Genomic DNA, 13,241 nt, shown 5'->3' on the forward strand with positions numbered 1-13,241 from the left:
GCGGCGGGCTCCGCCATGTGCGGAGCTCCGCCCACCGCCCTCGACTCCAAAACTCCACCAGCTCCGTGGACGCTACCACGCCCGGCGTGGGTCGAAAGCGGACGGCCCGATTGCCTACTCGGATGCTCGCAAGTTGGCGACCCATGAAGGTCCAGACCTAGCGCTCGTAAGTTTCTCGCACCGACAGATTAGAACAGTCTCGCCTGCTGTGGCGGCTCCTCGGTTTGCCTGGCAGGGTCCTTGCCCCGTCGGCGAAGCTCGCATTGTGCGCTGAACCGTATGTCGGGATCGCGTCCGATCGCGAAAGCGTGGAGGGCATCTTCGTTCAGGTCGGCCCAGGGACGTCCGCGGCTCGGCCCCGCCGGCACACGCGGTAGCAATCCCGGTTCCTGGCTCCAAGCAAGGAGCTGCGCGGCGGACACCTCGTTCAGCATGTCGCGTAGGTGATAAGCTGTGACATAGGCATCCGGCCCGGCGCGATGCGCTGGCAGTCCCTCCTCATGCACGAGACCTTCAGGCTTGCGAAGATATCGCAGCATCTGGTTGGAGAAGCGCGGCAGGTCCGGCCATAGACGGAGAGCGCACTTCCAGGTGCAGATCCAACCGGCCGCACCGGTGAGACCCGGGCGGCAGTAGCGTTGCTCGAACGCGGCGCGGTGTGCGGCCAGGGCTACGACACCACCCGCGGGTCGAAGCACGATGGGGGCGATCTCCTTCCAGTACGGCGCACCGGCAACGTGAGCGTCGAGGATGTGGTGCACCGCGATGGTGTCGGGCGACATGGGGCGACCGGGGTTGACCAGGAGCGAACCACGCTCGTCATCGAGGTGCCAGACACGGTCCATACCCAGACGGAGATCCTGCCAGCCAATCTCGCAGACTTCGTCGGGACCGTTGCCGCCCGTCTCGAGATCGATCACGCGAATGCACGTCGGCCCTGTTTCCATGCCCATGAAGATAGGGTTCCGGTGCTCGTCCCCAAGGCTCGACGCGGGCGACGGCCTGACGCGCGTTCCCGCTCTCATAAATTCGTCGAGCGCAGTGGCGCCGCGGACCACCGCCGCCGCGACCGGCCGGGATTACCTATCCTACAAGCCGAAGGGGGTGGGAAGCGGAACGGCCGGTTTCGGGTATGTCCCTGGTCGGAGCGGACATGGGAGAGCGGGTGTCTTCCGATCCGGTGCAGCCCACATGCCTCACATGAGCGGGCCGGGTCGAAGCGCGCCCGGACGCCGACGGGCACAAACCGCTTGCGATGACGGCCTGATAGCCATCGGCGTCACGCCACGGCGTCGCGATCCGCCGAGGCAGCGACGGCCTTCTGGGCTTCCAGGGCCGACAGCCGCAATGTCAGGGATTTCGAGATGTTGGCGTAGGCCGTGCTGGTCAGGGTCAAGCGCAGAGCGGGGCTGTCGGCATCCCCGGCCGCGATCATGGCATCCACGCTCCGGGCCGCGTCGCCGGTGAGGACGAAGGCCCCGCTGGCTAGCGCCCGGCGGATGTCGCCCGAGGGCGTCGCGTCGTAGGCCGCCATGGGCTCGGGACCGTCGATGTTGGCCCCGAAGCTGGTGGCCGTCGGGCCAGGCTCGACGATGACGAAATCGATGCCGAATGGCGTGACCTCCTGGGCGACTGCTTCGACGAAACCTTCGATCCCCCACTTCGTCGCGTGATAGACGCTGAAATTTGGATAGGTCGTCTGTCCACCCTCCGAGGAGACCTGCAGGATGCGGCCGCCACCTTGAGAACGCAGGTGCGGAAGGGTCGCCCGAATGACCTGGATCGATCCGAGGAGGTTGGTAGCGACCTGTCGCTCGATCTGCGCGTCCGTGAGTTCTTCGGCCGCGCCAAACAGGCCGTAGCCTGCGTTGCTGACCACGACGTCGATGCGGCCGACTTCGCCGAAGGCTTGATCCACCACACGACGGACAGCAGGCGTATCGGTGACGTCGAGGGGCAGCACGCTCAGAGCCGCTGGATGGCGCTCGCGCAGGTCGTCGAGCGCGGCTTGGCGCCTAACGGTCGCTACGACCCGATCGCCGCGATCGAGAAGCTTCTCGGTCATGATGCGCCCGAGCCCGGCAGAAGCGCCAGTGATCAGCCAAGTCTTGGTCATTCGATCGCCCTCAAGTGAAGATGTCAACCTAACAGGCCGATCATCATACGATTAGGCTCGACAATCGGCATGACCCCGTGAACGATCTTCACCGATGTACAAGCCCAGCCTCGCCGAGTTGAACGCCTTCGCCGCTGTCGCGCGCCATCGCAGCTTCCGCTTGGCATCCGACGCTCTGGGCCTGTCCCGTTCATCGCTGAGCCATACGGTGATCGGCCTGGAGCGCGGCCTCGAGGTCCGCCTCCTTCACCGCACCACGCGCAGCGTTTCACTGACAGAGGTCGGCGAACGCCTGCTGGCGCGCCTCGGGCCGCTGCTTCGCGATCTCGACGAAGCGATCGAGGAAGCCGTGGGTCAAGAGGGGATCGTCAGGGGTACCCTGCGGATCAACTGCGGCGACGCGGCTGCCGAACACCTCCTGGCCACAGTCGTACCGACCTTCCTCGACCGCTTCCCCAGCGTCGCACTCGACCTCGTCACCGATGGCCGTCTGATCGACATCGTGGCTGCGGGCTTTGACGCGGGTGTCCGCCTCCGGGAAGCGGTGCCTCAAGACATGGTCGCGGTTCCGTTCGGTGATGCGATACAGTTTCTGCCCGTGGCGGCGCCCACCTATCTGGCACGGTTCGGCACGCCGCTCGTCCCCGACGATCTTCGCCGCCACCGCTGCATCCAGCACCGACTTCCCAGCGGCAGGACCTATCGCTGGGAATTCGAGAAGCACAACCAGGAACTGACGATCGACCTGCACGGCGCGCTGTCACTGGACAGCAACCGCTTGATGGTCATGGCGGCAGCCGACGGTCTGGGCATCGCCTTCGTCCACGAGAGCGCCGCACGACCTCATCTCCGCGATGGCAAGCTCGTCCCGGTGCTGGCTGATTGGTGCCCTCCCGTTCCGGGCCTTTGTCTCTACTATCCAGGGCACCGCCAGGTACCGGTCGCGCTCCGCGCCTTCATCGATGTGCTGAGGGAGCGCGCGTCCGGGCCGTAGCACCATCTCTCTCAGATGAGGCCGAGACTGATCGAGACGCGCTGAACCGAAGGTCCGCTTCCGAGCGAACAACAACATCAGCTCTCTACCTGTGATGGGTCGACTCCGGCTGTACGAGAGTGGGCTCGCGCACCTGTATCCACCACCGATCCTGAGCTGCGTTGAGAGGCACAGTTCCCATTCATGCAGCCCGTGACGTTTGACGTCGACGCGGCCCCGTCCCCCCTCCACGACGCGGCCCCGGGGTCGACCGGTGGGCGTCGTCGTCCACCGTCTCGACGACCGCCGTCCCCTGACGGACGACGGCTGGTCCTGCCTGCGCACCTACGGCGCCGGAGAGGATGTTTGGTGGCGTGGACGGCCCTGGGAGAGCCTCCACACGGGCAACTCCACACGCCCCGAGGTCGTCGTCGAGGGGCACCTCTACGTGTCGGAGAGCTGGGCGCCCGTGTGGGACGAGACGCGGCCAAACGAAACGTAGACGGCCAAGAGTTGGCATTCCGAACATCGAATTTTTAGCGGCAAAATCCTGGACAATGCCGCCAAAGGCACGGGCCGCCCGAGTCTCCCCGGACGGCCCTTGGTCTACACGCCCGAACCCGTCGCGCGCCTTCCCACGACGCGCTTGATCGCACCGCCCATCATCGGCGCCGTCCGCCTCACGCGCGGCGGCCCTGCCACGGGACCCGCCACGAGCGCGCGAACCTCGTCCGCGTCGAGGTACCGCTGCCTGAGCAAGGCCTCTGCCACCCGCTCCACCGCGTCCCTGCCGCCCGTCATCAGATTGACGGCCCTCGCGTAGGCGGCGTCGAGCGTCCTGCACACGTAGGCTTGGTGCCGCGGGTCGTGGATGGTGGCAGCCGTGGCGATGCTGACGAGGCCCGCATCGCCCATGCCCCACGTCGCCCTCATGTCGCTGACGAGCAGCGTGGCGTCCTCCAGGTCGCGGGCGCACCCGGTGCTGACCTCGCCCAGGAGGACCTGCTCCGCCGCCCGGGCCGCCAGCATCATGACGACGCGCTTGTCGAGCGCCGTCGGCGTTTCGATCGACAGCCGCGTGTAGCTCGTCCGCCCGGCGTCGAGGTCGATGCACGTCAGCATGTCGGCATCCAGGAGCACCCCCGCCACCGCGTGCCCCGCCTCGTGGACGGCGATGCGCCGCATGGTCTCCGGCACCTCGTCCGCCCTCCCCATGGCGACGACGTCCGTCAGGTCGCTCGCGCAGACCCGGCGCCCGCACCACCGCGCGATCCGGCGGGCCTCGCGGGCCAGGAGCCCGATCTCCGCAGGCGACCGCCCCCGGCACGCGCGCGCCGCCTCCGCCAGCTCGTCGTCGGTCAGCACCGCGTCGGCACCGAGGTGCGCCCGCACGATCGACGTCAGGGCCGCCACGTCGGGCATGGGCAGCTCGACGTGGCGGTCCAGCCGACCGGGCCTGCGAAGGGCCGGGTCCACGCGGTCCGGGTGGTTGGTCGCCGCGACGACAACGATGCCGTCGCGCGGCACGGCACCATCAAGGAATGCGAGCCACGCGTTGATGACCGACGTGAACCACGACTCGTTGTTTCCGTTGCCGCCCCGCCGACCGATGGTGTCGATCTCGTCCACGAAGAGGATGATCGGACCCTCCTCCGCCTTCTTGCGCCAGGCGTCGAACAGCTTCGTCATGCCCTTGCTCATGCTGTCGCCGACGCTCCCGCCCGCGGCGCTCCAGTCGGTGTACGTGGTCGGCACGAGCTCGACCTCGCACTCCAGGGCCAAGGCCTTCGCGAACGTGGTCTTGCCGCCGCCGGGAGGGCCACTCAGCAGGATGCCCTTGTCGACGTCGCTCCAGGCCAGCCTGCCTGAAGCATAGTCCCGCAGGTCGCGCGCGAGGTTGACGCCCCAGACGCCCGCCTCGCCGAAGCCCGTCATGTCAGAAAGCTTACGCACGACGCCCTGGACGGCGGAAGCGACCGGCACCGGGTCCGCCGCCTTGGCCGGGGCTTCGACCGTCTGGGGCTTGCCGTCCCCGAGCAGCCTGACGTGCCTGGACCACGTGAGCAGGCGGTCCTGGCAGTCGTCGGCCGTCGAGTGCAGCTGCACGCATCGCAGCAGCGAGTCCGCCGTCAGCCACTTCGTGTCGTCCCCGTCGACGTCGACCGTGCCGCCCGTGACGGCGTGCACGAACGCCATCACCACGTCCGCGTCGCAGGCCTCCGCGAGCTCGTGGTCGCGGTCCGCGAGCAGGACGGCCTCGTGCGGCATGACGCCGAGGCGGTCCCATGTCACGACGACGACGGGAACGCCACGGATGATGGCCTGATCGTAGGCGGCGTCGTGCTGCCCGTAGCCGAGGAGCAGCATGCCGTCGCCCCCGTAGATGCGGCGCAGGCACGCTATGACCGCATCGGTGACGGTCGCGTCATCGTGGCCGATGACGGTCGTGCCCTGCAGCAGGTCGCTCGGGTCGAGGTGCTGGGGCGCGTGGTCGAGCATGACCGCGCCGAACAGCTCGTGCGTCGTCAGTCGCGGGACCGCGGAGAGGAGCTTCCCGCTAGCGAGGCGGTGGGCGTGGGCGGCGCGCAGGGCGTCGACGAATGGCGTCGTGGACATGACCGGCTCCTGCGGTGCGGGGGAGTCAGTACGTGTACGCCGGACGTGTTGACGATCCTGCCGGTCGGAACCGGCGACGCCAGTTAAACGGACTCAACCACGTTCAAGACGGTCCGTCAGTCAGCATTCTGCATCCGTCCTGTCGCCGTTTTTTGTCCGATGTTCCTATGACAGATTCGGGCGTTCCCGCTTCGTGATCTCCGCTTGACGCCCGTCAACCCGCTCCGTGAGGCTATGCACAGACGAATCTGACGAAGGTTGCTGTCATGCACGATCACGAGGTCCCGGGGGCGCCTGTCCGCATCCTGGCCATGGAGGAAGGCGACGAGGCCCACGTGCCGCACGAGGTCGAGGACGGCTTGAGAAGCCAGCGCGACCTGGCCCGCGACGACAGGGAAACCGACGCGGTCCTGCGCGACCTGGAGCTCAGGGAGGTCTACGCGGCGGGCCGCAGGGACGCCCTGCGGGAGCGCGACGTGCCGCTCCGCCTCGTGCACTCGGGCGAACCCGTCGGCCCGCCGCCCACGCGCCCCACGGTCGTCGCCCTGGCGGCCTGTGTCATAGTCCTGCTCGTGGTCGAGTGCCTGCTGACGGCCCTGCGGGTCGGCGGGGCCGTCGCCTGGGACTGGGGCTGGGTGCTCGCACCGCTGTGGGTCCCCACCGCGGCGGGGACGTCGCCGTCATGCTCGTGGGCGTCGTCCTGGCGGCCCTGGACGAGCGCGACGCGGCTCGCAGGAGGCGCGCGTGAGCGACGAGCCCGAGATTGACCGCAAGAAACTCATCTGCCTGGACGTGGACGGGGTCGTGCACGGGTACCAGTCCGGCTGGAAGGGCGCCGACCAGATGCCGGACGATCCCGTGCCCGGTGCCATGGAGGCCATCCGGACCTACGTCGGCAGGTTCCGCGTGGCCCTCTACAGCAGCCGCTCCGGACAACCAGGCGGCCTCCCGGCGAAGCAGCACTGGCTGCACATGCACCTCATGCGTTCGCTCGGTGCCGAGGAGGGCGCGCGGGTCTTCGACGCCGTCGAGTGGCCGACCTCTAAGCCTCCCGCGCACGTGACCCTGGACGACCGCGCGATCCGGTTCCGGGGCCGGTGGCCCGAGCCCGAGGACATCGACGCGTTCCGGCCCTGGGACAAGGGCGGCAACCGCGCCCTGCTGGTCGACGTCCCCGACGACGCCCTGGTGGCGGAGCTTTCGCGCCGCGGCCTCCGCTACGTCCGCGACTTCGACCCGGACGGGCGCTGCGTCAGCGGCGAGGACCTTCTCCGGGAGATCCTCGCCCACGACGACGACGCGGGCAGCATCGTCTCCCGCCTGCGCGACGGCGGGATCGATCTCGTCCGCGTGGAGGAGCCATACCCCGAAACCGACGAGGACGAGGAGGATGCCCATGGGTGAGCACAAGCGCCTGACCCCCGAGGGCCGCGCCGCCCGGGCGGCCGCCACGCACGCCGACGCCGTCGAGGCCTCCCGCGACCACATGCGGAAGGCGGTCGACGGCCTGACGCACGCCGTGCGGTGGCGCATGCGGGACCTGACGCCCGACGAGATGGCGGTCGCGCTCGGCACCACCGTGGGCGTGTTCGCGGCCTCGGCAGGCGGCCAGTCCGGCGCGGGGGCCATCGCGGGCCGCGTCGACGAGGTGGCCCGCGCGGTCATCGAGCAGGCGGGGGAGGCCGCGTGATGCCCGTCCGCCCCGATCGCCGCGCCCTCTACCCGAAGGACTGGAAGGCCGTCAGCCTATCGATCCGCGAGCGCGCCGGGTGGAGGTGCGAGGGCTCGCCGGATATCTACCCGGACTGCCGCGCCGCCAACGGCATGCCTCACTCGGTCACGGGGAGCCGCGTCGTCCTCACAGTTGCGCATCTCGACCACGACGAGACCAGCTCCGACCCGTCGAACCTCAGGGCCATGTGTCAGCGCTGCCACCTGACCTACGACGCCCGCCACCACGCGGCCAACGCCGCCGCGACCCATAGGCGGAAGGCACCTCAGCTCGACATGTGGAGCGCCTCGTGAGCTCCTTCGCGATCCGACCGGCCGTGCAGCCGCTCTACATCGCCTTCGATGCCCTTCCGGCCGACAGCGCCTGGGGCCGCGAGATGCGCCTCGACGCGGCCCGCTTCAACCTAGCGGACGCCCGCACCGCCCTGGCCGCCGCGGTGAAGGCACAGGACCCCGACCGCCACTTCCGCGGGCTGCCCGAATGCCCGTGGGTCATCGAGGCCTACGACGCGGTGCGCGCAGCCGAGGCGGAGGTGGTGCGGCTGGAACGCGAGGGGAAGACGCCATGACGATCGACATCCCGACGTTCTGCAAACAGTTCGGCGTCGACCCCGCCTACGTCGTCGTCACCGAGGGCGGCATCCGCCTCCGGGACGTGCCGACCGCCGAGGCCGACCGGATCATCCTCGCGCTCCTCAGGTCGGGCCTCATCACGTGGTTCGAGGACGACGTCCTGAGCCACGAGGACCTCGACGGAGACGACCTCGACACTCCACCGACTGTAAATAAGCTTTGAACTTTGACCCCTCTCAGTTTCGCAATTAACTGCTTACCAGAACTCAGTAATTCGTCGTTCAGGGTGGGGTCGCGATCGGCGCCGACCGTGACCCCACCCCAAGGTAGGTTTCCCTGTTGTCTTACAATGGCTTAGTCTCGAGAAAGTGTGGGGTCAAAGTTCGGAGCTTATTTACAGTCGAGCACGGGAAGTGGATGGCAGCGGCGGTAATGGCCGCGATGGCCGCCCAGCGGATCAGTTCAGCGGTGTGCATGGTGTAAATCTCAGCATGTCGGAGAAGGATGTCGGCCCGAGTCCGCTGGCCGGCACCGGCGTCGGGACGTGCGGCGTCGTTCACGCGGGTGCGGGGGGGGCGGCGCTGCCTAAACGGGGGATGAAGCGGCGGTTCAGCCGCGGATCAGGAGCGAACCCGCACAGGAGGAGGCAGGACGGAACGGGAGAGCCGACCATGTCGACGCTGACGGAAGTTCACCGAAAGGCCCTGCGGAAGGCGAAGGAGGCGGCCAGCGTCGTGCTGGCGAAGCATCCTTACGTGACCGGCGGCGGAACCTGCAGCGAGACAGGGCTTGATCCCCTCGACCGTCGCCTCGACTGCGACTTGGTCCTCGCCGCCTACGAGCGCCAGGATGTCGGTCGTGGTGAGCACGAGGCAGGGGCCGGCGGCCCGCAGTAGGCGCCCAGCGGGCGCAGGTATGCTATCGGTGGCAGCAGCCATCGTGATCTCCTCAGGATCGTGGTGGTCAGGGCCGGACGAAGGTTGCCTCCTTCGTTCGGCCTGTTTGCTATTGCTAGCAGATGAGGGTATATTCCCTACACCCTGAGCCTGTCAACTAGCGTCTGCTAACAATGTTAGAACCCCCCGAGCGACGGACTGCCCCCCTCGGTCTGCGCCTGCTACCCAGCCTTAAAGCTGCGCTGGACAAGGCTGCGAAAGACGAGCGACGTCCCATCGCCTCCTATGTCGAGATCGTGCTGACTGACCACCTCCGCGCCAAAGGCTACCTGCCCGCCGCAAGCGAGCAACAATGACGCACCGAAACTTCATAAGGCCCGCCCTCGCCCTCGCGCTTGTGTCAGCGCTACTCGGCGGATGCGCCGAGATGCACCGCGGCGCAGAGGCCGTCGGCCGAGTCGGATTATCGCCAGCTGCCGATGAGGAAGCAGAAGCAGCGCCCGTTACCGTCCCGGGCATCGTGACGGCGCGACCGCGGGCTCCCGCCTCCGACACCAGCGCGGTCGAGCCCCGTGAAAGGCCGACCGTCGTGGCCTCAGCGGTCCCCACGCCGCGGGAGATCTTCGATTTCCATCCGGCGGGGAGTGCGGCAGGGACTTTCCGTCAGCCCTTCATCATCGATCCGAACGATGGGCCCCTGACGGCCGATGTACGCAGGACGGCGGCCGAACTGAAGGAGTTCAACGCTGCGATGAAATCCGGCACGGCTCTCGCGAGCAACAAGCGGTGTGGCGAGATGGACATCGCGCAAGCCAAGCCAGGATGCGCGGGGCAGAAGTCGAAAGTCGCGTCTATCGTCTCGAGCGATCCGCTGGCGCTCCATTGATGTTTTTGAACCATGAAGCGCGAGGGGCACCCGAAGCCAGAAAGAGCTGGTTCGTCTTCCACCACCTCGCAACCCATTTCGCATTCGGCACGCGGGAGACCGCAGGGCGATACCTGCGATTTCTGAACCGCAACCGGGCGTCGGACTGCTTCACGATGTGGGAGAGCGACCACCACCCGTCCGCTCAAGAGCTTCCACACGACGACTGGACGCCGCACGTCGTGGACATGGAAAAGGACATGGAGGGATGGGAAGACTAATCCTCCGCCCCTCGCGGCCCGAAGCCATGCGGGTCATCGTAGCGGATTGGATGACGAGTCAGGGGAGGCTGTGAGCAGCATGAGCTACGTCGCCACCGGCATCGCCTTCGTCGTCGTCTGCATCGCCCTGTTCGTGTGGCGGATGATCAGCGACGCTCCGTCCGTCGTCAGAGGCGAGCCGGTCCCGTCCGAGCTGAGAGGGCAAGCCGGCTTGGCCGGCGATTTCTCAGGCTTGGCCGCTGGGGCGGATGGAGGAGCCGGGGGTGGCGCTGTCGGTGAGGATGGAGGCGGTGCGGGGGTGTCTTGACCAGATCCGCTGCGTCGCCGCTCTGACGCTCGGGAAAGCTACCAGCCCGGACTTCGTGGGGGTACTGGCAGCGGTACCGGGTGGGGGTGTGATGCAGCGCCCGCAATAGCCAGATAAGGATTTTTGGGCAACAAAAAACCCGCCCTGGTGCGCATCGTTGAGAGGCGTGGCGGGTGTTGTTAGCGACACAATGCCCGAAACCGACTGATCGTTCAATCAATTTCAGCCGGCTTTTGATTGTCGTAGACCCCCTGTGGATAACTATTGCCATGCAGCATTCGCCATCCATCCTGTAGGAAATCCCAATTTTGCCGGCGAACAGTTTGGATATTTACTAAATAAATCGTTAAGATGATCTCTGAAATCTGATTTGTGTTCAACATTTTTGAGCAGAAGCCACATCACAAGCATTCTTGTGTACAGCTCATTGTCAATTAAAAACTCCGATTTAAACCGCTTTAAGGCTTTTGGAATGAATTTAGGTAGTCTAACATTCCATATCTGTCCATGATGGGCGCAGGTATTCCTTATATATGTTAATGAATGAAGCCACGACGTTAGTATCTGCTCGTCAAAGCCGAGCGCTTTGGCTATCATTTTCCTATTACTTGTAGTGAGCGCCTCAAAGATACGTGACAAAGTGCCAAATGTGAGCCTTTCAAAAACAACCCAGCTTGGAGGTAGGGACGGATCATTGTAAGTTGCATAATAGTGAGACAACGCGATCCAGCGTGTTTTCTGCTCGGATCCAACTTCGCTGATTATTTTTGATTGCGTTTTGATGAAATAGCTAAAATCAGTGAACATGACACGATGCATATACCAGTGCGGACCATGCGCGATGCTCATCTCATTGCTAATGGCAGCGCGAAGAGCAACCTCAAGTTTCTCTATAGCATCAAGCAGAACAAGCCTTAGATTTCTATCAAAATTGTAAAGATCTAGTATTTCTGAAAACTTAGTTCCCGCATAAAATTTTTTGTTCGCGCCTTGGAAGTGACGCATATAAATTAAAAGCCTATAGTAACCTATAGACTTTATGGCACTTACTGCTTGAGCTTGATCGCTAATTACGAGACCGTTTGACCAAAGCCGATAGACGATTTGGTCAGCTGGTAGGGCCGGTTTAGAGAAACTTGCCACATTGTCGCTCGGCGTCAGACCTGAGATTTCGGCAATCCTACCAACGGCAACAGACAACGAGCAACCTCGAAATCACGATGTAACCGGGCTGCGGCTCTACGCCAGCCGCCATACCGCCCCCGGCCCGCTCCCCTCCTTGAGCACCCGTTCGGCTTCGTCCATCCGGCGAGGTGGCGGCGCGCACAATGATGAAATCGTAAGTTCCATCGTGCGAGGCTCCTTCCGCAACGGGCGAGGCGTGTCGAGAGATGATCGGGTTCGGACGGCTATGGAAAGGCGCCGGAAGCGCCAAGGATCAGGCTCCGATAACAACAATCCCGCGAGACGTTTTCTCCCGCACAACCAGCGTTGGCGGTTCGATCCCGATTCCAAGCGATATCGAGCCGAGCGAGACACGCTCCGCGCCTCGCTTTTTGCCTTCTAAAACCTCGACCGTCCTCACAACCAAAAGCGGCAAGCGGTTGGCGGCACGCATCATCAACGTGTCCCGCACGGGCGTGGCCGTCGAGCCCGAAACCGCTAGCTTGCGTGCCGACGAGGTCGCCAAGGTTGGTAGTCGTCCTGTGACACCGGGTCGGCGCGTGGCGCATGGCATGGTGCTCGTGTTTCAAACGCCGCTCAAAGCGGAGGAGTGTGGCCCACAGGTCGTGCTTTGATCGGCTAGGCGAACTGCCACACCGCGCCGGGACCCGTGCCGTCCTCCAGCACCCGCCCCCGTACCTGCAGACAGCGGAGCTTGGCGCGGACGCGGTTGCGGAGCCCGCTGGCGCTTGTCTGACATATTCCATTACGGAGTGCAGGCACTTCAAACCAGCCTATGAGATTGCAACAGCGTGTCGCGTCAGTCACGATGCCGCAGTCGTTGGGGGGGGGCGGCTGCTGTATGACCGATCGTGCCACGCTCCATGTGTTCCTGCTGTTCGCACAAGCGTTGAAGGCGTCGCGTCCTTTCGATGCGATCCGTGTGTTCGATCTCCTAAAACGTCTTAGGGCGGAGGCGGGCCTGCACATAGACGAGCACATGGATGCCGCTATGAAAGCCAGCGTCGCCGCGATGGCAAGCCGCGAGAGTCACAGCGTCGCCGTCGCCCGGTACACCTTGGAACGGGTCATCATTGAGCTTGAGGGGATGCTCGACATGGATGCCGCCTAGACCCGCTATCCTCACCTCTCGTTCCGCTCCCAATAGCCCTTCCACTGCCGCGACACGGGCGAGGCCAGAACCAGCTTCGCGATGCGGCGGAAGTCGTCGTTGTTCGACAGGCGGCGGTTGTCCTCCTTCCAAGCAGCCTCGGCGGCGTAGTGCAGGCTTACGCCGCCTCGTCGACCGGATCGAACAGCGTCGGATCGTCGTCGCCGTGTCCGGTCCTGTTGACGCGCTTGGAGACGATCCACTCGCGCAAGGCGCTTTCGGCTGCGGGCTTGAGCACGTCAGGGCCGAGAGACCCATCGAGCCATCCGTCGAAGTCGCTGGGCGTAAGCAGCACCGGCATGCGGTCGTGGAATGGCGTCATCCACTCGCTGGCGCCTGAAACGATGATGGTGGCCGACAGCACGTCGTCACCGCTCTCTGGGTCCGTCCAGTGGTCCCATAGCCCCGCGAATGCCAGCACGGGCGAGCCGTCGGCGGCCGTGAACAGGTGCGGGACCTTGTCGCCCTTTTCGCCGGTCCATTCGTAGAAGCCCGAGGCCGGGATCAGACAGCGGTGCTTCTTGAACGCCGTGCGGAACATCGGCTTC

Annotated in this window: 18 protein-coding genes and 1 pseudogene; 13 read left to right on the plus strand and 6 right to left on the minus strand. The window is 65.3% G+C overall.

Annotation, left to right across the window (positions count from 1 at the left end; translation table 11 throughout):
• Window positions 1-188: 188 nt before the first annotated feature.
• Complete coding sequence (locus tag D3273_RS25745; RefSeq protein WP_207210906.1) at window positions 189-953, minus strand: DNA polymerase III subunit epsilon; 765 nt, start codon at window positions 951-953, stop codon at window positions 189-191.
• A gap of 326 nt (window positions 954-1,279) precedes the next feature.
• Window positions 1,280-2,116, minus strand: a complete 837-nt coding sequence (locus D3273_RS25750; protein ID WP_129229821.1) for an SDR family oxidoreductase — start codon at window positions 2,114-2,116, stop codon at window positions 1,280-1,282.
• 94 nt (window positions 2,117-2,210) lie between these two features.
• Between D3273_RS25750 and D3273_RS25755 the strand changes: the two genes are divergently transcribed.
• Both D3273_RS25755 and D3273_RS25760 read left to right on the plus strand, forming a co-directional pair.
• On the plus strand, window positions 2,211-3,110 hold the full coding sequence (locus tag D3273_RS25755) for a LysR family transcriptional regulator (RefSeq protein WP_129229822.1): 900 nt from the start codon (window positions 2,211-2,213) through the stop codon (window positions 3,108-3,110).
• A 253-nt stretch (window positions 3,111-3,363) separates the two neighbouring features.
• Window positions 3,364-3,591, plus strand: a complete 228-nt coding sequence (locus tag D3273_RS25760) for a hypothetical protein (protein ID WP_129229823.1) — start codon at window positions 3,364-3,366, stop codon at window positions 3,589-3,591.
• A 104-nt stretch (window positions 3,592-3,695) separates the two neighbouring features.
• On the opposite strand, the gene D3273_RS25765 is transcribed toward D3273_RS25760, so the two are convergent.
• Window positions 3,696-5,705: an AAA family ATPase gene (locus D3273_RS25765; RefSeq protein ID WP_129229824.1), complete on the minus strand. Its 2,010-nt coding sequence runs from the start codon at window positions 5,703-5,705 to the stop codon at window positions 3,696-3,698.
• Between the two features lie 266 nt (window positions 5,706-5,971).
• Between D3273_RS25765 and D3273_RS25770 the strand changes: the two genes are divergently transcribed.
• The 9 genes from D3273_RS25770 (at window position 5,972) to D3273_RS25815 (ending at window position 10,358) form a co-directional block, all read left to right on the plus strand.
• Complete coding sequence (locus D3273_RS25770; RefSeq protein WP_129229825.1) at window positions 5,972-6,472, plus strand: hypothetical protein; 501 nt, start codon at window positions 5,972-5,974, stop codon at window positions 6,470-6,472.
• Entirely contained in the window at window positions 6,450-7,109 is a 660-nt protein-coding gene (locus D3273_RS25775; RefSeq protein WP_129229826.1) for a carbohydrate kinase family protein, read from the plus strand. Before D3273_RS25770 ends, D3273_RS25775 begins: the two co-directional genes overlap by 23 nt.
• Window positions 7,102-7,395, plus strand: a complete 294-nt coding sequence (locus D3273_RS25780; RefSeq protein ID WP_129229827.1) for a hypothetical protein — start codon at window positions 7,102-7,104, stop codon at window positions 7,393-7,395. The genes D3273_RS25775 and D3273_RS25780 overlap by 8 nt, the downstream gene beginning before the upstream one ends.
• Window positions 7,395-7,730 carry a hypothetical protein gene (locus D3273_RS25785; protein ID WP_129229828.1) on the plus strand — a complete coding sequence of 112 codons (336 nt, stop codon included), beginning with the start codon at window positions 7,395-7,397 and terminating at the stop codon, window positions 7,728-7,730. The genes D3273_RS25780 and D3273_RS25785 overlap by 1 nt, the downstream gene beginning before the upstream one ends.
• Entirely contained in the window at window positions 7,727-8,005 is a 279-nt protein-coding gene (locus D3273_RS25790) for a hypothetical protein (protein ID WP_129229829.1), read from the plus strand. The genes D3273_RS25785 and D3273_RS25790 overlap by 4 nt, the downstream gene beginning before the upstream one ends.
• Entirely contained in the window at window positions 8,002-8,232 is a 231-nt protein-coding gene (locus tag D3273_RS25795; RefSeq protein ID WP_129229830.1) for a hypothetical protein, read from the plus strand. Before D3273_RS25790 ends, D3273_RS25795 begins: the two co-directional genes overlap by 4 nt.
• 448 nt (window positions 8,233-8,680) lie before the next feature.
• On the plus strand, window positions 8,681-8,905 hold the full coding sequence (locus D3273_RS25800; protein WP_129229831.1) for a hypothetical protein: 225 nt from the start codon (window positions 8,681-8,683) through the stop codon (window positions 8,903-8,905).
• 427 nt (window positions 8,906-9,332) lie between these two features.
• The gene (locus D3273_RS25810) at window positions 9,333-9,791 is read left to right on the plus strand and encodes a hypothetical protein (protein WP_129229833.1); all 459 of its coding nucleotides are present in this window, start codon (window positions 9,333-9,335) and stop codon (window positions 9,789-9,791) included.
• Between the two features lie 339 nt (window positions 9,792-10,130).
• Window positions 10,131-10,358 (plus strand): hypothetical protein, encoded by a 228-nt coding sequence (locus D3273_RS25815; RefSeq protein WP_129229834.1) that lies wholly within the window; start codon window positions 10,131-10,133, stop codon window positions 10,356-10,358.
• A 261-nt stretch (window positions 10,359-10,619) separates the two neighbouring features.
• Here the strand turns inward: D3273_RS25815 and D3273_RS25820 are convergent, their stop codons facing one another.
• Window positions 10,620-11,558, minus strand: a complete 939-nt coding sequence (locus D3273_RS25820) for an Abi family protein (RefSeq protein ID WP_129229835.1) — start codon at window positions 11,556-11,558, stop codon at window positions 10,620-10,622.
• Between the two features lie 191 nt (window positions 11,559-11,749).
• Here D3273_RS25820 and D3273_RS25825 point away from each other — a divergent pair, with 191 nt between their 5' ends.
• On the plus strand, window positions 11,750-12,157 hold the full coding sequence (locus D3273_RS25825) for a hypothetical protein (protein ID WP_129229836.1): 408 nt from the start codon (window positions 11,750-11,752) through the stop codon (window positions 12,155-12,157).
• 227 nt (window positions 12,158-12,384) lie between these two features.
• The gene (locus D3273_RS25830) at window positions 12,385-12,654 is read left to right on the plus strand and encodes a hypothetical protein (protein ID WP_129229837.1); all 270 of its coding nucleotides are present in this window, start codon (window positions 12,385-12,387) and stop codon (window positions 12,652-12,654) included.
• 11 nt (window positions 12,655-12,665) lie between these two features.
• On the opposite strand, the pseudogene D3273_RS29445 reads toward D3273_RS25830, so the two are convergent.
• Both D3273_RS29445 and D3273_RS25835 read right to left on the minus strand, forming a co-directional pair.
• Window positions 12,666-12,803: pseudogene (locus tag D3273_RS29445) on the minus strand (IS1595 family transposase); the annotation flags it as partial.
• A gap of 8 nt (window positions 12,804-12,811) precedes the next feature.
• The coding region (locus tag D3273_RS25835) for an SOS response-associated peptidase (RefSeq protein ID WP_165359700.1) at window positions 12,812-13,241 on the minus strand (430 nt) is incomplete at its 5' end.

The sequence above is a fragment of the Lichenibacterium minor genome, assembly GCF_004137685.1.
Lineage (GTDB): Bacteria > Pseudomonadota > Alphaproteobacteria > Rhizobiales > Beijerinckiaceae > Lichenihabitans > Lichenihabitans minor.